The sequence below is a fragment of the Flavivirga rizhaonensis genome (genome assembly GCF_004791695.1).
Taxonomy (GTDB): domain Bacteria; phylum Bacteroidota; class Bacteroidia; order Flavobacteriales; family Flavobacteriaceae; genus Flavivirga; species Flavivirga rizhaonensis.
This window is the reverse complement of sequence record NZ_SRSO01000018.1, coordinates 13,649-36,141: the sequence shown is the minus strand read 5'-3', so window position 1 is coordinate 36,141 and position 22,493 is coordinate 13,649. Positions and strand designations below refer to the sequence as shown.

Sequence of the window (22,493 nt, the reverse complement as noted above, 5' to 3'; positions counted from 1 at the left end):
AGGTCTTGATTTATGTCTGCAAGTCTTCCAAAACGTCTCATATCTACCCAACGATATGATATGAAAAGCCCCATGAATATTCATGGAGCTCATAAATAATATCTTATTTTCTTATTTCAACTTTAAGCTAAGTCTGGCAAAAAGAAATCGTCCTCCTATTCCAAACTGTTGTGCACGTCTAGACCAATCAAAACGACCGCTACTCCTGTTTGTACCTCCATCTGATAAAACTTCGGCAGCTCTATCTGGATAAATATCTAACAAGTTGTTCGCTCCTACCGTTAATGTTAAACTTTCTGAAGCTTTGTAACCAAAAGACAAATCGGTCACTACTTTTGTTCCAAAAACTTGTTGTCTGGCAACATTCGTTGTGGCTTCAGTTACCTCTCCGAAATACACATTTCTTAAAAATACATTAAATTTGCCAGCTGTTAAATTGTTAGTCAAATTTAGCTTAGTACGCGGCACTGCTTCTTCTAGATAAACTCTACTATCTTCTGGGAAGTAAGTATCCACTTTTCCTGCTCTTTCTAACAAATCTGATGCCTTTACTGCACCAACCTTCTTTGTTTTGGAAAATGTTCCTGATAAATCAGACTTTAGTTCCATGTTTGTTCCTATGTTAGCTTTGTGTGTAATAACAATATCCAATCCTTTAGACTCTGTATCAATAGCATTAGCAAAAAAAGCTGCTCTGGAAGCATTTGCTTGCGTTAATAAGTTGAATAATTCTAATTGCGCCCCTGAGTAAACAGGTGGTACACCTCCTGTTCCTGTGCCTGCATCTGGAGTTGGAGCAAACTGCCCTGTATAAACTACGCGATCATCAATTGCAACAAAATAACCATCAACTGTTACGGTTAAATTAGCATCAGGTATTTTAGCTGTAAAACCTAAACTTATACTTTGAGACGTTTCTTCTTTTAATTGTGGTATTCCTAATAGTTGAGCTGCTCTACTATCATTCGCAAACGTTCCTACCTCTTGTGGATCTCCATTTTGATCAAATATAGTCGACGTTGAATTAAAATTAAGCTGATGTAAAGAAGGTGCTCTAAAACCTGTATTTAATGCAGCTCTAACATTAACATTTTCACTAGCTTTTAACCTGGTCGCCAACTTAAAATTAATAGTTGAACCAAAATCTGAATAATCCTCAAAACGTGTTGCAAAACTAACTAAAAATGCTTCTGAAAAATCAGCCTCCAAATCGAAATACCCAGCGATACTACTACGGCCTCTAGACAACTCATTATTAGGACTAAAACCTGGAAATACTTGTGATCCTCCAGGTCTGGAATTGTCAAAAAAATCTTCGGAAGGATTTTGAGAAGCTAAGGTAATTACTTGTCCATCTGCTGTATATTGTGCATAAGATGCTTCTTCACCTGCTACAATTTCATAATTTTCTAATCTATATTCGGCACCAAAAGCGACATTAAGTCCACTAAGAATATCATCATAAAACTGATTGATATCTAAGTTAACCGTATTTTGCATAAAGTTAAACCCACCTGCATCAAATGTTGTTGGAGAAGAATTCTGAAAAGAGGCATTAAAAGTATTTCCAATAGTATATAGAAAAGCATTTTTTCCCCAGGTATTACTTAAATCTACATTCCAATCATTTATTTTACCTTTAATTCCAACCGCAAAAGATTTATCCGTAATAGTTGAATTTATTTCTGGTAAAAATCCGTTGATGTACGCTGGCGTATACGTTCTACTTTGGTTTGGTAATCTATAAAAACCAGCTGAGTTTCCTTTTCTGGAACTTGCTCCTGCAAATGAATACAATTCAGTTCCATTGTCATCCAGAGGTAATGATAAATTAGCAAAAAATCGACCTCCTCTTACTTCAGATTGACCAACGCGCATGTTAAAATCACTTTTAACCAATCCTCTGGCAGCTAATTCTGCATCCGTATTATCAGCTTCTAAAATAGGTTGCAAATCTGCTTTAGTACTAGCTCCCCCCAAATTAATTCCAGCAGCATTAGCATATTGTATCACATCAGTAACATCATCATCTAATAAATCCGACAAATTATAACCATCATTATTAGCAAATCTTTCAACCGTATTATAAAGGTTAAAAACATTGCCTTCCCATGCTTTCATTCTACCGTAATCCTCTCTAAAATCAAAATCACCCGTAAAGTTTATAAATCCACCGTTTTCACCTAAAGGCAAACCGTAGTTAGCACTAATATTAACGGTCTCTCCATCTACACCTCCTGTTTGATCATTGGCATTCTTTGTAAAATTGGCTCCTGTAGTCATGTTTAAAGTAAGCTCATTTACATTACTGCTTAGCACAATATTGATAACGCCAGCAATGGCATCAGATCCATATTGAGCCGCAGCGCCATCACGTAAAACTTCTAATCTCTGAATAGCTCCAGATGGAATAGCATTTAAATCGGTTCCTACACTACCACGTCCAAAGGTTCCATTAACATTAACTAAAGATGAATTATGTCTTCGTTTTCCGTTAATTAAAACAAGAACTTGATCAGGTCCTAATCCTCTTAATGATGCGGGGTCGATATGATCGGTCCCATCAGAAATTGTTTGTGTATTAGACGTGAATGAAGGTGCCACAAAATTTAAAATCTGATTTAAATTAACTTGAGGCCCTTGTGATGTTAATTCGGAAATATCAATAACATCAACTGGAACGGGTGTATCTACAGCTGTTCTACTTGGGTTTCTCGACCCAATTAATACAACTTCATCTAAGGCAACACCTTCCTTTAAAGCGATAGTGACCTTTTGAGAAGAAGACACATTAACCTCTTGAGTATCATACCCAACAGAAGAGACAACCAGAGTTACTGGGAAGCCTTTTACCGTTAAAGTAAAGTTCCCATCAAAATCTGAAATGGCTCCTGTACTAGTTCCTTTAATAATAATGTTTGCCCCTGCTAAAGGCAAATTTGTTTCGCCATCTGTTACCGTACCTGAAACCTGCTGCGAAAAAGCCATTACAGGTATAAAAAATAACAGTGTTAGAAACAATTTGAATTGTAAAAATTTGCTCATAATGTTTTTTTATTTGAGTTAGTTCCTTTAAATATGCAAAAAAAATATGTAAATTCATACAAATAATGTATGTAAATTCATAATTTAACAAAAAACATTAATAGATTCTAAGAATGTATTAAATCTGTTTTTATTTAAATCTTTGTAAAAAACGTTATACTGCAAAGTAATATCTTCATAAATTTGCAATCTGTTTAATGCATTTACTACTGCTTAATTAACTTGAAAACAGATAGGAATGCACTTCAATTTTCAACTATGTATAGAAGTCATAATTGTGGTGAATTAAAAGCTGCAAATATAAATGAAGAAGTCACCCTGGCGGGCTGGGTTCAGAAGTCTCGTGATAAAGGGTTTATTGTTTGGATAGATTTACGAGATCGTTATGGAATTACACAATTGGTTTTTGATGAAGAGCGTACTTCTAAAGAGATGATGCAACAAGCTCAAAACCTGGGTCGTGAATTTGTAATTCAAGTTAAAGGCACTGTTATTGAACGTGCTTCAAAAAACCCTAATATACCAACTGGAGATATTGAGATATTAGTTTCTGAATTAAATATATTAAACGAAGCTATACTTCCTCCTTTTACCATAGAAGATAAAACAGATGGTGGCGAAGATTTACGTATGAAATATCGCTACTTAGATATTCGTAGAAACCCTGTAAAAGAGAGTTTGATTTTTAGGCACAAAGTCACTCAAGAAGTTAGAAACTATTTATCTAAAGAAGGTTTTATTGAAGTTGAAACGCCTTATTTAATTAAGTCGACACCAGAAGGCGCTCGCGATTTTGTAGTGCCATCGCGTATGAATGAAGGTGAGTTTTATGCACTACCACAATCGCCACAAACTTTTAAGCAATTGCTTATGGTTGGTGGTATGGATAAATATTTTCAGATTGTAAAATGTTTTAGAGACGAAGATTTACGTGCTGATAGACAACCGGAGTTTACACAAATAGATTGTGAAATGGCATTTATTGAGCAGGAAGATATTTTAAATGCTTTTGAAGGGTTAACACGCCATCTGCTTAAAGAAGTGAATGGTGTTGATATAGAAAAATTTCCAAGAATGCTTTACGATGACGCTATGTGTTTGTATGGTAACGACAAACCAGACATTCGTTTTGGTATGGAATTTGGCGAGCTTAATGCTGTTGCTCAACATAAAGATTTTGGTGTTTTTAATAATGCAGAACTAGTTGTTGGAATTGCAGTTCCCGGAGGAAATAGTTATACCAGAAAAGAGATAGATAAATTAATTGACTGGGTAAAACGTCCTCAAGTTGGCGCTTTAGGCATGGTATATTGTCGTTGTAATGATGATGGCTCTTTTAAATCTTCGGTCGATAAGTTTTACGATCAGGAAGACTTAGCAAAATGGGCAGCAGTTACCAATGCAAAAGCAGGTGATTTAATTTGTGTATTATCTGGTAATACAAATAAAGTACGTTCACAATTAAGTGCCTTACGTATGGAGCTAGCAGAACGTTTAGGTTTGCGTAAACCAGATGAGTTTGCGCCACTATGGGTTATGGATTTTCCGTTATTGGAATGGGATGAAGACACAGAACGTTACCATGCCATGCATCACCCGTTTACCTCACCAAAACCTGGACAATTAGAATTATTGAAAACGAATCCCGGTGATGTAAAAGCCAATGCTTACGATTTAGTTTTAAATGGAAATGAAATTGGAGGTGGTTCTATAAGAATTCATGATAAGGAAACGCAATCTTTAATGTTTGATTACTTAGGGTTTACTCCCGAAGAAGCCAAAGCTCAATTTGGGTTTTTAATGGATGCCTTTCAATATGGAGCACCACCGCATGGTGGTTTGGCTTTTGGATTGGATAGATTGGTTGCTATTTTAGGTGGACAAGAAACTATTAGAGATTTTATTGCGTTCCCTAAAAACAATTCTGGAAGAGATGTTATGATAGATGCGCCTGCTCCAATTGACGATGAACAGTTAACAGAATTGAGTTTAAAACTTAATTTGAAATCATAAAATTTAAATCCTGCTTTTTTGCAGGATTTTTTTTAGTAATTTTATAAAATAATGCCTCTAAGTAGCAAAAGCCTTTTACGTAAGTTTTTAATCTGGAAATACAAACATATTTCTGAGCTCCAATTTATTTATATTCTTAGTGTTCTGGTTGGTTTCCTAGCAGGAATGGGCACCGTAGTCTTAAAAAACTTAACGCATTATATTCGATTACTTTTTGAATTAGATTTCTTTAATAATTACCAAAACTCACTTTACTTTATATTTCCAATAATTGGTCTTTTACTTGTTTATACGATCAAACAAATTTGGTTAAAAAAGCATATTGGGCATGGTATTTCTTCCACCTTATATGCTATTTCAAAACTAAACGGTATTATCCCGAGGTATAATATTTATGCTGCACTAATCACAGCGCCTTTAACAGTTGGTTTTGGTGGGTCTGTAGGTTTACAAGGACCTGCCGTAAGTGTAGGATCTGCTCTAGGATCTAATGCTGCGCGTTTGTTCCACATGAATACCAAAACAAGGATGCTTTTAATTGGCTGTGCTGCTGCCGGTGCTATGGCTTCTATGTTTAAAGCACCTATTGCTGCTATTATTTTTGCTGTTGAAATATTTAGCTTGGATATTGCTTTTACTTCATTAGTGCCACTTTTATTAGCATCTGTTTCGGCTGTAGTGACTTCTTATATGTTTTTGGGAACGGATGTTTTATTACGATTTGAACTCACCGATAAATTTGAGATTAACGACATTTTATTTTATATCGTTTTAGGACTCGTAACTGGTATCGCATCTGTATATTTTTCAAAAGTATTTTTTGGCATTACTAACTTCTTTAAGAAATTTGAAAGTCGTGCTAAACGATTGTTAATAGGAGGTATTGCTATTGGTTCTATATTATACTTTATCCCACCTCTTTACGGGGAAGGTTATGGTATTATGAATAATCTCTTAAAAGGCGATCATATATCTGCCATAGGAACCACGCCTTTTAATTTAGACTTATCTAATATTTGGATTGTTATCGCTCTATTACTTGGTATAGCCATATTTAAAGCTATAGCTATGACGACTACTTTTGGTGCTGGTGGTGTTGGTGGTGTTTTTATACCAACACTAGTTATGGGAAGTGCACTTGGTAATGCTTTTGCGAAAATCATTAATAATATTGGCTTAGATTTTCAAGTATCAGAATCTAATTTCACCTTAATTGGTATGACAGGATTAATGGCAGGGGTACTACACGCACCGCTTACAGCAATCTTCCTTATTGCTGAAATCACAGGTGGATATGAGCTGTTTGTACCTTTAATGATTGTATCGACCATTTCATTTGCCATGACCAAATATTATGTTTCTCATTCTATCTACACACTTAGACTGGCGCAACGTGGTGAATTAATGACCCACGATAAAGACCAAAATGTATTAATGGTTTTGGATATTGATAAAGTCATAGAAACCAATTTCATTATACTAAAACCAGAAATGAAACTTGGTGATATATTAAAAAAGGCTGTTGCAAAATCGTCACGAAATCATTTCCCAGTAGTTAATGATGCCCATGAGTTTTTAGGTGTTATTCGTTTAGATGATGTCAGGCATATTATGTTTAACTCCAACCTTTATGACAAGGTTGATGCTTCAAGCTTAATGCATGCAGATGCCGATATTATTGTTTATGAAGAACATTCTATGAATGATATTATGGATAAGTTTAAAAGCAGCGGTGCATGGAATTTACCAGTTGTTAAACATGGGAAATATTACGGGTATATTTCGAAATCTAAATTACTTACGGCTTACAGGCAACAATTGATTAATTTTACAAAATAAGGCTATCTAAAAAATAATATACTTTGTCATTCAGAGCGCAGCGAAGAATCTTATGTTTTAAAGAGATTCTTCATTTCATTCAGAATGACACTTTTTAGACGGCTTCTTAATTAACTTATATCCTTTTTAATGAAATATATTATCTTTTTTTTCTTTTTAGCTGCCCTAGGAAGTATTGCAACTGGTTACTTTTTAGAAAATGAATGGTCGCAAAAATTAATTGGTTTTGGTGTTGCTGGGTTATTCTTTATTGTATTTCCATTGTTTTCTTATTATCGTTGGAAAGACAAAGATGTTAAAGACTATATGCTTACTAAAGAGAATTTAGATAAAATGCGCGAAAATGAGCGTGATAAAAAATATTAACATTATTATATGCGCTATCTAAATATATATGGTACTAATCTATACAGAAGGTGTTTTGTCAGGTCGATCTTTAGGCTATGCTCAAGACAGGCTTTAGGAGACATCACATAGTGTTATAAATAAAGATCACCTTTACCGTTCGAAATGACTAAGTACATTAAATAGGGCTTGATAGTCATGTCGAAAGAGGTACGATTGAGACATCACATCATTTAGGCATATATTAATATTTTATGCGATTTCTCTCTTCGTTCGAAATGACTCAGAACGTTAATTCCTTCGTTATAATTAATTCAAATTCCGTTTTTCAATAAAAAAACGCTTCATGAGTTCAGAAGCTTCATCAGCCAGAACTCCTCCTTTTATAATTGTTTTAGGATGTAATTTTGTGTTTAGAGCAATGCAACCACGTTCTTCATCTCTAGCTCCATAAACAATGTTAGAAATCTGGCTCCAATACAAAGCACCTGCACACATTTGGCAAGGCTCCAGAGTGACATACAACGTGCATTTTTTTAAATACTTACCTCCTAAAAAATTAGCTGCAGCTGTAATGGCTTGCATTTCTGCATGTGCTGTTACATCAATTAATGTTTCCGTTAAATTGTGTCCTCTAGCAATTATTTTATTATCAATAACAATAACAGCTCCTACAGGGACCTCTCCTTTTTCAAAAGCCGCTTCAGCTTCCTGAAGTGCTTTTTTCATAAAGTAAGTATCATCAAAAGGTTCTATCATAAAAGCAAAAATACAATTTCAAATAGTACATTTGCAATCGCATGCAAGAATTATTAAATACTATTCACTCACCAAAAGAGCTTCGTCTTTTAAGTCAAGAAGACTTACCTCAACTTGCAAAAGAGTTGCGTGAGTTTATAATTAATATAGTTGCTACTAAAGAAGGCCATTTAGGAGCTAGTTTAGGTGTTGTGGAATTAACCATTGCGCTGCATTATATTTTTAATACGCCCGAAGACCAACTTATTTGGGATGTAGGACATCAGGCTTACGGACATAAAATATTAACTGGTAGAAAGGGTATTTTTCATACGAATAGACAAATTGGAGGCTTAAGTGGTTTCCCTAAACGAGAAGAAAGCAATTATGATGCTTTTGGGGTTGGACACTCTTCCACATCTATCTCAGCAGCTCTTGGCATGGCCATTGCGTCTCAACTAAAAGGTGATAATAAAAAACAACACATCGCCATTATTGGAGATGCTTCAATAGCAAGCGGTATGGCTTTTGAAGGCCTAAATCATGCTGGTGTAACGGATGCCAATTTACTGGTTATTTTAAATGATAATGCCATTGGTATAGATCCTAGCGTTGGTGCATTAAAACAATATTTAACCAATGTTAAAAAAGGCACTCAAAAGCAAGACAATATTTTTGAAGCTTTAAATTTTGATTACTCTGGCCCTATTGACGGACATGATATAGATCTCATAATTTCAGAGTTAAAACGTTTAAAAACTATCCAAGGTCCTAAGTTTTTACATATTATCACTACAAAAGGCAAAGGTTTAAAACAGGCTGAAGAAGACCAGGTTAAATATCATGCTCCTGGAAAATTTAATGCGCAAACTGGTGATTTGATTGTAAAATCTGAAACCATTCAACCTCCCAAATACCAAGATGTATTTGGACATACTATTGTAGAATTAGCAAAACAAAATAAAAAAATTGTAGGTATCACACCTGCCATGCCAACCGGTAGCTCATTAAAATATATGATGGATGAAATTCCTGAACGTGCTTTTGATGTTGGTATTGCCGAACAACATGCCGTGACATTAGCTGCTGGAATGGCGACTCAAGGTTTAATTCCTTTTTGTAATATTTACTCAACTTTTTTGCAACGTGCTTACGATCAGGTAATACATGATGTAGCACTACAAAAACTACCTGTTATTTTTTGTTTAGATCGTGCTGGATTGGTTGGAGAAGATGGTGCTACGCATCATGGTGTTTATGATCTATCTTATTTAAGGTGTATCCCTAATCTTATTATTTTTTCTCCTAGAAATGAAATCGAGTTACGTAACATCATGTACACGGTTCAATTAGAATTGGAGCAGCCTATAGCGATTCGTTACCCTCGTGGACGTGGGGTTATTATAGATTGGAAACAACCATTTTCTAAAATAGAAATAGGCATAGGCAAACAACTTAAAAAGGGAAATAATGTAGCTGTTTTAAGTATTGGAGCTATTGCTAAAAATGTAAGCAAGGCCATTCAAAAATGCAATACACCGAAAGATGTTGCACATTACGACATGCGTTTTGTAAAACCTTTAGATGAGGCTCTTTTACATGATATTTTTACAACATATAAAACTATTATTACCATTGAAGATAATGCTGTAAAAGGCGGATTTGGAAGTGCTGTTTTAGAATTTGCAGCAGCAAATAATTATAAAAATACGATAAATACATTAGGTATTCCCGATAATTTTGTTGAACATGGAAGTGTTAACGAGTTACAACAGTCTATTGAATTGGATGCTGAAAGTTTGACAAGGTATATTAATGATTTTTTGTGATTTGATTTATAATAATCAATTAAACATTAAGATGTCTGTTCGAGCGTAGTCGAGAACTAAAACATCTTATTGAATAAGAGGTTTCGACTGCACTCGAACGGACAAAAATCAGGCTTTTTTGTTATATGATTAACTCTCTAATTATTTAATAATAATTTTCTTAGTTTCTGAAAAATTATCTTTATTAAACTTAACCAAGTAAATCCCTGAAGACAAACCATTTAAAGTTAAAGGTCTTTTTCTTCCATTCATTTCAAGCTCAGATTTATAAAGGCTTTTTCCACTCAAATCATATACTTGCAAATCAACTTTTCCTGTAATCGCTTTTGTTGAAATAATCATTTCTCCATTTGAAACTGTGGGGTATAATGCTATTTGAGACTCTAATTCGTTATCTACAATACTTAACGATGTTGAGGTAAACTCACCAGAAAAGATTCCTCTTCCATAAGTAGAGGCATAAATTACGTTATCATTTCTTAAATCTAAATCTGTGACTTTAACATTACTCATACCATTAAATGCAGGATTCCATGAAGGCTTTGCAGATGAAAAATTATTGGTATACCAAACACCTAACTCTGTACCTACAATAACTTCCTCTACATTTAAAGGGTTTTGGAGTATAGCTTTAACTGGTAAGTCTGGTAAATTCCCTTCTTTTTCAAGCCACGTAGTTCCCTCATCTGAACTATACCAAATGTTTTTAACACCATAATTATGCATGGTTACAAAAATATCGGTCTCAGATTGACCAAATTCAATATCTGAAATACTTCCAATAAAATTAGCGTCTCCTATTTCTGTCCAAACTGGTGTTGTAGCTCCATCTGCATTGGTAACCTTAATCAATTTCCCATTTTCAACCCCAATGAACAATGTTGTAGATGATGTAGTAAAAGGTGATACTTTAAAAGCCGTAGGGTTTCCATCAAGTAACCCATTTGATAAAATAGATTTATTTACTGCTCCTGAGCCACTAAAATCATATCTTCTAACCTCATAAGTTGACGCTTCGGAATAATTTGTATATAAAATATTTAAATTAGAATCCAGGGTTTCTTGATTGATAAAATCACCTTTATTTAAATCTTCTCTATTAATTATAGTTTCTGTCCCAGATGGATAGTTTCTCCTAGTAATTCTATTATTATAAACAAAATTATAAATAAAATACGTATCCGTTCCATCTTGATCGACCATGGTTGCTGCACCATCTCCGCCTGTTGGATTGGTTACAGAACTATCAATCCCCGAATTGGAATTTTCAAAGAATTGAGTACCATTATCTTGAGTCCCTCCATAAAAATAATCTCCAGTAATAGTAGCCGTAAGAGGTGCTACACCTACAGTATAGAATTGAGTCACATTATACCCTAAATTTCTCTTATTAATATTTAACCCACCGTTGCTTGAATAATATACACCTCCATCGTTACCAAAAAGCATAATGCTTGCATTATTATTACCAAAAGTAATAGCATGGTGGTCTGCATGTACTAAAGGAACACTTAAGGTTGATAAATTATTATTATTAGACCATTTGGATATTTGTGACCAAGAGGTTCCGCTATTTGCTGATTTAAACAAATCAATACCTCCAACAAACACATTAGCATCATTTGTCGGATCTACTTTAATTAATAAGTTATAAAAAGCTTGGTTTCTTGTAAAATCAGTAGATGGAATATCTGTATCTGCATCATTTGGTAAAGTCAAACTAGTCGTAGATGTAAACGCATTATCTGTTCTAATCAATTCAACGGCATTGGTTCCAGAAGTCAACTCAGCTAATACATAAACTTTGTTAGGGTTTGAAGCTGAAACTGCAATTTCTGTTCTTCTTCCATTTGAAATGGTATGCTCTAAAGTAAATGTTGTTCCATTTGAAGAGGATAAAACTTGACCACCGGGATCTGAAGGGGAAACTAAACTTCGTGTTGTTGAAACCCAAATCCTGTTATCTGATCCAATTTCAATATTATTCGGGGCTACATCACTATTACTACCATTTTTTGGTAACACAATTTTAGTCCAGGTGATTCCATTATCGGTAGATTTATATAAGCCGTAAGCACCTGTTCCAATAAATCCCGTAGGATTTGCGTCTGTATATGCACTAGCTGCAGCGGCCACATAGATTTCACTAGTACTCCCTAAATCCCTAACCACAACATCGTTAATATGCTGAATTCCCCGTGAGCTAAAATTCCCGGTTGAAGGTGTGGCATTTGGTTCTATAGTTACATTTACTGTACTACCAAGTGCTGCTATTATAGCTTGTCCATCTGTTTGAGAAACCATAAGTGACGGTATGTAAATGGTATAATCATCACCACCCATGGCAATTATTGTATCTGGGCTATTATTAACAATTATAACTGCTATAGCTCCAGCATTTTCTGCATTTTTAACTTTGGTATCAAAACTGCAACTTCCTCTTTGAATGACAGCTATTTTTCCGTTTATTGCTGCACTGTTTACCAAAGTACTACAACCATCGATTGTTGTTGCTAGACCATCATCAACCAATACTAAATCTCCAGTAATCTCAGTTAAAGGACTACCAAAAGCTGCTTGAACCGCATTGTATTCTCCTGCTATAGAACCTGGAACATTTACAGTAAGTTTAGCGCCTTCTCCATTAGCTGTAGCTCCTCCAAAAATTCTTTCCCAAGTAACGCCTCTGTTAATTGATTTCCAAAGGCCATTTCCGTTTACATCGCCTTGCACATAAGATTCTCCTGTGCCTGCATAAAAAACATCTGTATTGTTAGGATCAAAAGCCAGACTTGTAATACTAAGATTTTCTGGAATGTTTACTTTTGTCCATGAAGAGGAAGAGGATGTTATATCTGTATTCTTCCATAAACCACCACTAACACCACCTGCAAATACAATTTTATTCGTTGCATCATTAGGATCGAACATAATGGCTCTAGTTCTTCCTCCAACATTGTTGGGCCCTCGTTCTACCCAGCTATTATCAATTTTATCACCAGAAACCCTTGCAAATGTACTAACTCTAGAGTTTTTAATGTCTTTTTGAATTTTACTTAAGTTTTCTGAAGTTGGCCTTCCTAATTCCGGATTCATTGTAAGCTCCCACTCTCTTTCAAAATAGCTATTGGGTGGTATCCCTCTCGATTTTCTTTCTTGCTTAGATAGTTTTTTAGTTTCTTTAAATGGGCTATTTTCTAAAAATGCTTTGTGTTTTGATTTTAATTTTTCAATAGATAAATCATCGTTTGGTGTATTTGAATTAAAATAATAAACAGTACACAAAGCAAGTAAAAAACATGTTACTAATGCAGTAGGGGCATTTTTTTTCATAATTAAGTAGATTGTATTTGATTAGAAATTAATTAACAGCCTTATTCGTCTTAACTAAACTGAAAACCTTTCAATTTTTTATAATTTAATATCGCTTTACTATCTGAAAGTAAGGATACAAAATGACATATACTGGACAAGCGCTTATATAAACTAACATCATCAGTTTTAATGGTTTTTGGCAAGCTCTTTAAAATGAGTTTATCATAATTTGAAGCGGTATTATTATAACCATTATTTACAGCATTTGTATACGTTTTTAACAATGTATTTATAATACCATAACCCGCAATTTCTTTATCTACAACTTCACTTGATTGATAGATATTTTCAATACTAATTTTAATAATATCATTTATTTGTGCTTCATATTTACTTTTATCCAACAAAGCACAATCAAAACTACCATTTAAAATAACGTCTTCATGTTCCATAAAAATAGCCGCTGCCTCGTCTATTAATGTTCCAATTGCTAGAGCTCTTAAGTAACTTACTCTATCCTCCTTATTTGAAAGCTCGTAGTAATTTTTAGTTTTAATTTTGTCTCTTACAATGTTTATTAAATATTCTAATGCAAACTCTTCTTGTATTAAACCAAGATTGATACCATCTTCAAAATCGATTATGGTATAGCAAATATCATCTGCCGCTTCTACTAAAAAAGCAAGAGGGTGTCTTGAAAAACTTATATCTGTTTCACTTCTTTTTAATAAACCTAACTCACTAGCAACATCAATAAATGCTTCTTTTTCACTTTGAAAAAATCCATACTTCTTATCAGCAATATGTTTTGTTGGTTTTTTGGGAAGTGATTCTTTGGGGTATTTCATAAAAGCGCCTAATGTGGCATAACTTAATCGTAATCCTCCTTCTCGCCCTGCTCTACTTTCGGTTAGAATTTTAAAGCCATTGGCATTCCCTTCAAAATCACATAAATCCTGATATTCCTTATCTGTTAACGAGTCTTTAAACTGTTTTCCATTTCCTGTTTTAAAAAATTCTCCTATGGCTTTTTCTCCTGAATGCCCAAAAGGCGGATTACCAATATCATGTGCTAAAGCAGCCGCGGCAACGATAGCACCAAAATCGTTAGCCTGATACCCATGAACACTATGCAAATGCGGATGTTTTTCTAATAGTTTCTTACCAACTAACCTTCCTAATGAACGTCCTACAACACTTACCTCCAAACTATGTGTTAATCTGGTATGTACAAAATCGGTTTGAGATAAAGGAATTACTTGTGTCTTATCTTGAAGGCTTCTAAATTCTGCGGAAAAAATAACCCGATCATAGTCTACTTCAAATCCTAAACGGGTTTCGTCTTGTTCTTTTCGTATGCGTTTATTAGTATCGCCAAAGCGTTTTAAGGATAATAATTGTTCCCAGTTCATTTTATATTTTTAAGAACAAGCAAGATAACTAAATTCAATAATAATTAGCCTTCAATAATTTGATAACATTAAGATAACATTTTAATCATCGTTCTTTAATAATTAGATAACATACCAATGATTATAAAATCAGTTCTTTGCTGCATTATTTTTTATACTAATGAAACAGCTAATAACTTTTTTTATACTAATTTTCACCTCTTTTTGTTTTTCACAAAACACTGGGTTAATAGCTGGCAAATTAACGGATAAAGAGTTTGATAACAATCCTTTAGTTTTTGCTGATGTCTCTATTAAAGGAACTTCTATTAAATCGACTACAGATGAAACTGGTTTATTTGTTATCGAAAATTTAAAGGATGGTGATTACACTTTAGTATGTAGCTTCACTGGTTATGAAACTAAAGAATTAAAAGTAAAAGTTATTTCTGGAGAATCTGATTATATTAAAACTTCTTTAGGAGCAAGTACTATTTCTTTACTTGAACTTGCATCCATCACCAACGTTAGCGAGAAAAATAACAAAACAGCTTCTCGATTAAATTAAAACTGAAGACGTAAAAACGAGCTCATTCAAAGTTGGTTATTACGCTAATTCACTATCATCATTCCTTTCCCTTTCTTTTTAGAGCATAAACTATTTGTCGTCCATATTTTAAAATCTAATGTAAAAAGAGAGACAAGAACATCTAATACTTCGTTAATTTTCTACTAAACACTAATAGCTGTTTTTATAAACTTAAAAAATCTATTCTTTTTAAGGTCTTTTCAATGTTAATTTATTGTTTACAAACCAAAATACAGTGCCGTTTTAGATAACATTTAGATAACTCTTTGGTTACTGTTGTTTAATCTAAAGGTAACATATTCTTTACATAGTCTACCGTTCTTTGCAGCTTAGAAATTAATAGAAATAATGAAAAGAATTTTAATACTATTCGCAGTATTTACTGCTACATTTTCTCATGCTCAAAGTACGGGTTCTGTTGTTGGAAAACTAACAGACAAAGAGTATAACAATGAGCCTTTAGCCTTTGCTAACGTGATAATAAAAGGTACTACTAAAGGAACTACTTCAGATTTTGATGGTTATTATAAATTGGAAAACCTAGATCCTGGAGCATACACATTAATGTTCAGTTTTGTTGGGTATGAAACTCAAGAAATACCTATACAAATAGTTGCAGGCAAAGTAACTGAAGTAAATGTACCAATGGGAGCTAGTGCAGCTTCTTTGGATGAAATTGTCATTAAAACGACAACCAAAAGAGAGAGTGAGACTGCTCTTTTGTTGGAACAAAAGAAGGCTGCTATAATAAAAGAAAGTATTGGAGCTGAAAGATTAGGTAAAATTGGTGTTTCCAATGCAGCTACAGCAACAACTAAAATATCTGGAGTTACTAGAAGTGAAGGAACCGGAGAAATATACATAAGAGGACTAGGAGACAGATATTTGTCTACTACAATGAATGGATTACCTATACCTTCTGATGACGTTGATAATAAAAATATTAATTTAAATTTATTCTCAACGAACATGATTGAGAACGTAGGTATTAGTAAAACCTATGCTACTTCAAGTTATGCTGATCAATCTTCCGGAAATGTGGATATTTCTTCTAAAGAATATTCCAAAAAGCAATTTTCTATTAGTATTGGCTCTGGGTACAATACTAATGTTCTGGGTGTAGATGGTGATTTTAAAAGAAGTGTAGCCTCTGAAGACGTTACACTTGGTTTTCATAAAAAACAGTTTGCTACAGTCGATTTAATTACAAGACAAGGTTGGGATCCATTAAAACAAAATAATACAGGAAACTACAATATATCTTTAACCGGAGGGTATAAGTTTGAAGTTTTTGGAAAAGAGCTATCAATCTTTGCTTCTGGTTCTCATTCAAAATCTTTTGGATACCAGGAAGGTATTTTCAGAAGCTATAGGTCAAACATTTTAGACAATGAATTTACCGATGTTGAGTCTTTTACAACTAATACTAACTCTACTGGATATATAAACCTGGGATTAAAAATTAATAGTGATAACAGAATAAAAATAAGTAGTTTATCTGTTAACAGGAGTACCGATAATGTTTACGAGCAAGGTAGAAATGGCTTGGGTTATGTCTTTGACCAAGATCCTCAAGAAGATGGTGCTTTTGTAAGAGATCAAAATTTCAAGCAAACCAGATTACTTGTTAACCAAATAATTGGTAATCATAATATAGGTGAGAATAACAGACTTAAATGGGCAGGTGGTTATAATTTTGTATTGGCAGAAGAACCTAACAGGATAAGAAATGAGGCTAATATTTTAGATATAAACACATCTGGTTTAACTCAATATGCACACGTTGGTGATTTTCAACAAAGAAAATCTAACCAGAAAATTGAGGACATAGAATACAATGCTTATTTAAAAGATGAAATAAGTTTTGGACAATTAAATGAAGATGACAAGAAGCCCTTCAAACTTCATGTAGGAGCTAATATCCGTAAAAAAGAAAGGGTATTTAGTTCATTATTCATTGGTGTTAGAGCAAGAGATTTTCAAGTTCCGTCTGTGGATGAATTTTCACTTACTTTCACAGAAGCTAACTTTAATAACGGGTTAATTTTAAGAGAAAGAGATGCAGATAGGTATGATGCAGATTTAACTATCATATCTGGTTTTGCAAATTTAGATTTTGAGTTCAAAAAGTTATCTGGAAACGTAGGTGTAAGATATGAGAAAGATGAAATAAATGTCTTATGGGATGTAGCAAACTTTGTTGGACGTATTGGATCAATTGCAAAGGAATATAATGACATATACCCAAGTGTTAATTTAAAATATGAGTTAAATGAAAAACACTTTCTACGTTTTGCTTCAAGTTTAACTCAAACTTTACCAGAGTTTAAAGAATTATCTCCTTTTGAATATGTTTCACCAACAGGTCGTGTTACGAGAGGTGACCCTGATTTGGAAAAATCTGATGTTTTTAATGCTGATTTAAAATGGGAATTTTTTCCAAAACAAGGAGAGCTAATTTCTGCTACGGCATTTTATAAACAAATTAAAAATCCTATTAACCTTGCTTTAACTAGAGGTTCAGCCGGGATTTTTGAATTCTCAAATACGGGCGAAAAAGCAAATGTATTTGGTATCGAGTTAGAGTCACGATTAAACTTAATCGAAAATGAAGAAGCAGAACCTATCCTTAATTTTAACACCAACATAACAAAAATGTGGTTTAATCAGGATTTATTAGAAGAGTTTCAATATAATAATGTCACTGAATCTGATTTACAAGGAGCTTCAGATTTAATTTTGAATGGAGCATTTAGTTACAACAGTCAAAAAGAAAAAGAATTTATTGCAACTGTAACTGGTAACTATTCTTCAGATAAAATATTTGCATTAGGGTCTCCCGAAGATTTTGCTAATAGTGCTACACTTTATAATGATGAAATTATAGAAAAAGGATTTTTTACATTAGACTTAGTCGTTAGTAAAAAAATAACTGATAAATTATTAGTAAAATTTATTGGAAGAAACCTTATTAACCCTGATATAGAACAAACACAATTAGTTAGAGATATTAATACAAATATTGAAACCGATAAAATTGTTAGTTCATATAAAAAGGGAAGTTTGTTAAGTTTAAGTTTAAAATATTCTTTTTAAGAATAAGCAAAACACAATAAAAGAAAATCCCGAGGAGATCCTCGGGATTTTCTTTTATTAGCACATTTGTGCAACCTCAAATTCCGATATATATTCACTTAACATTTTAATAACAAAAGGATGTGTTTTAACAAAAAAACGTAACCTACGTTTAATATTCTATTAAACAACAAGAGACACTAATCAATTTTCTTTGCATAACAATAAAACTAATAAAAAAATGAAAAAATTATCTTTAAAATTATTAACCATAATATTAGCTTATGCTACTATTAATTTAACCAGCTGTAGCTCTGATGATCCAGCTCCCATAGTACCTTCGGAAACAGAAGTTATTGAAAACTTAAACGCTGGTACCATGAAAGGTACCTTAGAAGAAAACTATACACTTAACGCTTCGACTGTTTATAATTTAACAGGGCAGTTTATTGTTGCAGATGGCGCTACATTAAATATTCCTGCTGGCACGAAAATTCTTGCTGACAATGGAGGTACAGACGTTTATATCGCTGTTTTAAAAGGTGCTCAAATTAATATTAACGGTAATGCAGGAAGTCCAGTTGTAATGTCTTCTGTAGATGGAAAGCCTGGTGATTGGGGTGGATTAACTCTATGCGGAAAAGCTACCACATCTGCAGGAGTAGATGCTCAAGCTGAAGTTGGCGGTTTTATTTACGGCGGTAATGAAGACACAGACAGTTCGGGGATTATAAGATACTTACAAATTGTTGGTACTGGAGCCCAAATCAATACAGAATCTCAATATAATGGTGTTTCTTTTTATGCTGTTGGTTCTGGTACGTTAGTAGACCACGTAGCGGTAATAAATGGATCTGATGATGGGGTTGAGTTTTTTGGTGGAACTGTTTCCGCTTCTAACTTATACTTAGAAAATAATGATGATGATTCTATAGACTGGACTGAAGGTTGGAATGGATCTGTTACTAATGCTTATATTTCTAATACTGTTGCTAATTTCTCTACTGTTTTTGAAGGAGATAAAGACAATGGAAACCCTACTTTTACAAATATAACGGCAGTTTCTACCGTTGGAGGTACTGCTTTACAATTCAAAAAACAATCTGGTGGTACTATTTCTGGGTTATCTTTAAGTGGGTATGATATAGACTTAGACATGAAAGATGGTGGAGATACAGCCAATGTAATCTTCTCTGATGGTTATTCTCCTGTAGCAATGGTTGAAGATGACCCAGACACAGCAGATGTAGACGAAAGTATTTACACTTTCGCATTAAATACTACTGTAGTTCCTACTGTTGATGCTGCAGATTTTGATTGGGTAGACACAAATTTATCATTTGAAAGCAGTGTTTTACAAGGGGCTGTTATTGGTAATGTTACTTTAGATGCTTCGGTAAACTATACATTAAACTCTTCTTATATTGTTCAAAGTGGTGGTAAATTAACCATTCCAGCTGGAACAAAAATTACTGCTAGAGATGGTGGTACAGGCGTATACATCGCTGTTTTAAAAGGTGGTGAAATAGATATTCAAGGTGAAGCAGGTAATCCTGTTGTAATTGCTTCTGCTAGTGGTAACGGAGGAGACTGGGGAGGTTTAACAATCTGTGGTAATGCTACGACTACCGCTGGTGTTGATGCTGTTGCCGAAGTAGGTGGTTTTGTTTATGGAGGAACTACTGATAATGACAATTCTGGTTCAGTAAGATATTTAGTTCTTAAAGGAACTGGAGCTCAAATTAACTCTGAGTCTCAATATAATGGTCTTTCTTTATATGCTGTTGGTTCAATGACAACCATAGAAAATATATCTGTTATAAATGGTGAAGATGATGGTGTTGAGTTTTTCGGCGGAACAGTATCTGCAACTAACTTATATATAAAAGATGCTCTTGACGATGCTATTGATTGGACTGAGGGATGGAGTGGTTCTGTAACCAATGCTTATATTTCTAATACTAATGATGATTTCTCCACCGTTTTTGAAGGAGATAAAGCAAATGGAAACCCTACTTTTACTAATATTACAGCTATTTCTAGTGGAGGTGGAACTGCGTTACAATTTAAAAAACAATCTGGTGGCACCATTACTGGTTTACATCTTACTGGATATGATGTTGACTTAGATATGAAAGATGGAGGCTCTACAGCTAATGTAATAATTGAAGGTGCTGGTGCTGATGTAACAGTACTATCTGGTGAAACTAGCAAATACACACTTAATTCTGGAAAAGATGCTACTGCATTAGATATTTCAGGATGGACTTGGAGAAATGCTGGTTTATAAAAAATAACATATTTAATTCACAAAAAAGCATCCTAAATTTCTTAGGATGCTTTTTTTATTAACTATTTTTTTAGTTTAAATACCTTGATTCCCTTTGGTGTCAGATTCCTTTAAACCAGCTATAACATTAGCACTATAATCTACTTCTTTTACAGTTTCATTATTCCAATAAAACCACTTGCCGACTTTTTTACCATTATCATAATTTGCAGAAACTACTTTTTTGCCTTCTGTGTTAAAACTCAACCACTCACCATGTAGTTTACCATCTGCTGTGTAAGTCCCTGTTTGGCTTACAGCACCATTGTCATGATAATAAACAACTTCAATTAAGTTCGTGTCTTTGTTATGTTTTAAATCTCTCTTTTGTTGACCAAAAGATACCACAGTAATTAAAAAGGCAAAATAAAATAAAATTGAGTTCTTCATAATTATGGGTTTTAACATTATATACCAAATATACAAATAAGATAACACTAAATCAACCTTTACATAACATTAAGTTAACATTAAAACATTAACGCACTGATTAATAAATAAATAGATTTTAAGATTTAACATTGGAATCCTTAATGATTACTTAATATTTACATCACATTCAAGTTACTTTAAACTAAGAGATTTGTATTTGTCTTAAGACTAAAATTAGTATTTCATTATAATCTATTAGTTTTTGTCGACTACATTATTATGATTTCTAATGAGGCTGCCTTAGGCCAAGGCAGCCTTTTATTAGTTTTTATTTAATCCTTAGTTAACATTAAGTTAACATTAGTATTAGTTCTTTGCAGCGACAAAAACTTATACTTATAATGAAACTTAAAACTACGCTTGTAGCATTTTTTTTATTTGCTCTAACTGTTGTAAACGCACAAGAATCAAACGCACCAAAATTTGGAAAAGGATTATTTAATCTGGTAGGAAAGGATAGTACTTGGACTATGAAAATTGGATTAAGAGCTCAATTTTTAACTACTTCTATTTGGGAAGATGGTGAAAGCAATGAATCTAGCATGTTAATTAGACGTTCGCGTTTAAAATTTGATGGTTATGCTTTTAGCCCAAAATTTAAGTATAAATTTGAATTAGGCTTGTCAAATAGAGACCAATCTGGTGCTTCACAATTTACTAGTAATGCGCCAAGGTATATTTTAGATGCCGTTGTTATGTGGAACTTTTACGAAAATTTCGAATTATGGTTCGGACAAACAAAACTTCCAGGAAACAGAGAACGTGTTATTTCCTCAGCAAATCTTCAACAAGTAGATCGTTCTTTATTAAATAGTAGATTTACAATAGATAGAGATATGGGTATGCAACTAAGACACCATTTTAAGCTGTCTGATAAGTTTATTATTAAAGAAATATTTTCTATTGCCCAAGGTGAAGGCAGAAATATTACCACTGGTAATTTAGGTGGGCACCAATTTACAGGACGTGTAGAATTATTCCCTTTTGGAAGTTTTATAAGTAAAGGAGACTATAAAGGAGGCGATTTAACTCGTGAACAAACACCAAAGTTATCATTAGCTGTAGCTTATGATCATAATAATAATGCCGTTAAAAACAGGAGCAATCAAGGATCTTATATGATCAAAGATAATGGTGATGGTTTTTATGAAACAAATATTAACACCCTATTTATTGATGCTATGTTTAAGTATAAAGGCTTTTCATTTATGGCAGAATATGCCGACAGAGATGCCAAAGATCCTTTTGCAAAAAACTCTGATGATTCTCCTTTATTAAAAGATGGAAAACAAGTTGTTGTTCAAGTAGGGAAAGGTCTAAACTTACAAACTGGATATTTGTTTAAAAATAGTTGGGAAGTTTCTGGGCGTTATACTAATATAGAGTTAGACAAAGCTATTACAGGTAAAAACCCTGAAAGTCAATATACCTTAGGCGTATCTAAATATATTGCAGGACACAGTTTAAAAGTACAAACCGATATTAGCCACTTAGAAGTTGATGGTGCAAACAATGAATTAATGTGGAGATTACAATTTGACATTCATTTTTAA

At 33.5% G+C, this 22,493-nt stretch carries 13 protein-coding genes; 8 read left to right on the top strand and 5 right to left on the bottom strand.

From position 1 onward, the window contains the following. Window positions 1-111 precede the first annotated feature (111 nt). Entirely contained in the window at window positions 112-3,045 is a 2,934-nt protein-coding gene (locus EM932_RS13145; protein WP_135877651.1) for a TonB-dependent receptor, read from the bottom strand. Between the two features lie 258 nt (window positions 3,046-3,303). Between EM932_RS13145 and aspS the strand changes: the two genes are divergently transcribed. The 3 genes from aspS (at window position 3,304) to EM932_RS13130 (ending at window position 7,263) form a co-directional block, all read left to right on the top strand. Then, the gene (gene aspS / locus EM932_RS13140; protein ID WP_135877708.1) at window positions 3,304-5,058 is read left to right on the top strand and encodes an aspartate--tRNA ligase; all 1,755 of its coding nucleotides are present in this window, start codon (window positions 3,304-3,306) and stop codon (window positions 5,056-5,058) included. Window positions 5,059-5,109: 51 nt separating this feature from the next. Continuing rightward, window positions 5,110-6,897, top strand: coding sequence for a chloride channel protein (locus tag EM932_RS13135; RefSeq protein WP_135877650.1), 1,788 nt, complete (start codon window positions 5,110-5,112; stop codon window positions 6,895-6,897). A gap of 129 nt (window positions 6,898-7,026) precedes the next feature. After that, window positions 7,027-7,263 carry a hypothetical protein gene (locus EM932_RS13130; protein ID WP_135877649.1) on the top strand — a complete coding sequence of 79 codons (237 nt, stop codon included), beginning with the start codon at window positions 7,027-7,029 and terminating at the stop codon, window positions 7,261-7,263. A gap of 288 nt (window positions 7,264-7,551) precedes the next feature. On the opposite strand, the gene EM932_RS13125 is transcribed toward EM932_RS13130, so the two are convergent. Then, window positions 7,552-8,001 carry a nucleoside deaminase gene (locus EM932_RS13125; protein WP_135877648.1) on the bottom strand — a complete coding sequence of 150 codons (450 nt, stop codon included), beginning with the start codon at window positions 7,999-8,001 and terminating at the stop codon, window positions 7,552-7,554. Between the two features lie 41 nt (window positions 8,002-8,042). On the opposite strand from EM932_RS13125, the gene dxs reads away from it, so the two are divergent. Then, on the top strand, window positions 8,043-9,809 hold the full coding sequence (gene dxs, locus EM932_RS13120; RefSeq protein ID WP_135877647.1) for a 1-deoxy-D-xylulose-5-phosphate synthase: 1,767 nt from the start codon (window positions 8,043-8,045) through the stop codon (window positions 9,807-9,809). A gap of 141 nt (window positions 9,810-9,950) precedes the next feature. On the opposite strand, the gene EM932_RS13115 is transcribed toward dxs, so the two are convergent. Beyond that, window positions 9,951-13,142, bottom strand: coding sequence for a T9SS type A sorting domain-containing protein (locus EM932_RS13115; protein WP_135877646.1), 3,192 nt, complete (start codon window positions 13,140-13,142; stop codon window positions 9,951-9,953). A 50-nt stretch (window positions 13,143-13,192) separates the two neighbouring features. Beyond that, window positions 13,193-14,536 (bottom strand): deoxyguanosinetriphosphate triphosphohydrolase, encoded by a 1,344-nt coding sequence (locus tag EM932_RS13110; RefSeq protein ID WP_135877645.1) that lies wholly within the window; start codon window positions 14,534-14,536, stop codon window positions 13,193-13,195. Window positions 14,537-14,696: 160 nt separating this feature from the next. Between EM932_RS13110 and EM932_RS13105 the strand changes: the two genes are divergently transcribed. From EM932_RS13105 to EM932_RS13095, 3 genes are all read left to right on the top strand, one after another. Beyond that, window positions 14,697-15,083, top strand: a complete 387-nt coding sequence (locus tag EM932_RS13105; protein ID WP_135877644.1) for a carboxypeptidase-like regulatory domain-containing protein — start codon at window positions 14,697-14,699, stop codon at window positions 15,081-15,083. Window positions 15,084-15,452: 369 nt separating this feature from the next. Continuing rightward, window positions 15,453-18,200 (top strand): TonB-dependent receptor, encoded by a 2,748-nt coding sequence (locus tag EM932_RS13100; protein WP_135877643.1) that lies wholly within the window; start codon window positions 15,453-15,455, stop codon window positions 18,198-18,200. A gap of 220 nt (window positions 18,201-18,420) precedes the next feature. Continuing rightward, the gene (locus EM932_RS13095; RefSeq protein ID WP_135877642.1) at window positions 18,421-20,469 is read left to right on the top strand and encodes a hypothetical protein; all 2,049 of its coding nucleotides are present in this window, start codon (window positions 18,421-18,423) and stop codon (window positions 20,467-20,469) included. Window positions 20,470-20,544: 75 nt separating this feature from the next. Here the strand turns inward: EM932_RS13095 and EM932_RS13090 are convergent, their stop codons facing one another. Beyond that, complete coding sequence (locus EM932_RS13090; RefSeq protein WP_135877641.1) at window positions 20,545-20,898, bottom strand: toxin-antitoxin system YwqK family antitoxin; 354 nt, start codon at window positions 20,896-20,898, stop codon at window positions 20,545-20,547. 383 nt (window positions 20,899-21,281) lie between these two features. On the opposite strand from EM932_RS13090, the gene EM932_RS13085 reads away from it, so the two are divergent. Then, window positions 21,282-22,493, top strand: coding sequence for a porin (locus tag EM932_RS13085; RefSeq protein WP_135877640.1), 1,212 nt, complete (start codon window positions 21,282-21,284; stop codon window positions 22,491-22,493).

Bases quoted from the DNA above. Each gene is read 5' to 3' on its own strand.
- EM932_RS13145 (WP_135877651.1), bottom strand. From the start codon at position 3,045: ATGAGCAAATTTTTACAATTCAAATTGTTTCTAACACTGTTATTTTTT.
- aspS (WP_135877708.1), top strand. From the start codon at position 3,304: ATGTATAGAAGTCATAATTGTGGTGAATTAAAAGCTGCAAATATAAAT.
- EM932_RS13135 (WP_135877650.1), top strand. From the start codon at position 5,110: ATGCCTCTAAGTAGCAAAAGCCTTTTACGTAAGTTTTTAATCTGGAAA.
- EM932_RS13130 (WP_135877649.1), top strand. From the start codon at position 7,027: ATGAAATATATTATCTTTTTTTTCTTTTTAGCTGCCCTAGGAAGTATT.
- EM932_RS13125 (WP_135877648.1), bottom strand. From the start codon at position 8,001: ATGATAGAACCTTTTGATGATACTTACTTTATGAAAAAAGCACTTCAG.
- dxs (WP_135877647.1), top strand. From the start codon at position 8,043: ATGCAAGAATTATTAAATACTATTCACTCACCAAAAGAGCTTCGTCTT.
- EM932_RS13115 (WP_135877646.1), bottom strand. From the start codon at position 13,142: ATGAAAAAAAATGCCCCTACTGCATTAGTAACATGTTTTTTACTTGCT.
- EM932_RS13110 (WP_135877645.1), bottom strand. From the start codon at position 14,536: ATGAACTGGGAACAATTATTATCCTTAAAACGCTTTGGCGATACTAAT.
- EM932_RS13105 (WP_135877644.1), top strand. From the start codon at position 14,697: ATGAAACAGCTAATAACTTTTTTTATACTAATTTTCACCTCTTTTTGT.
- EM932_RS13100 (WP_135877643.1), top strand. From the start codon at position 15,453: ATGAAAAGAATTTTAATACTATTCGCAGTATTTACTGCTACATTTTCT.
- EM932_RS13095 (WP_135877642.1), top strand. From the start codon at position 18,421: ATGAAAAAATTATCTTTAAAATTATTAACCATAATATTAGCTTATGCT.
- EM932_RS13090 (WP_135877641.1), bottom strand. From the start codon at position 20,898: ATGAAGAACTCAATTTTATTTTATTTTGCCTTTTTAATTACTGTGGTA.
- EM932_RS13085 (WP_135877640.1), top strand. From the start codon at position 21,282: ATGAAACTTAAAACTACGCTTGTAGCATTTTTTTTATTTGCTCTAACT.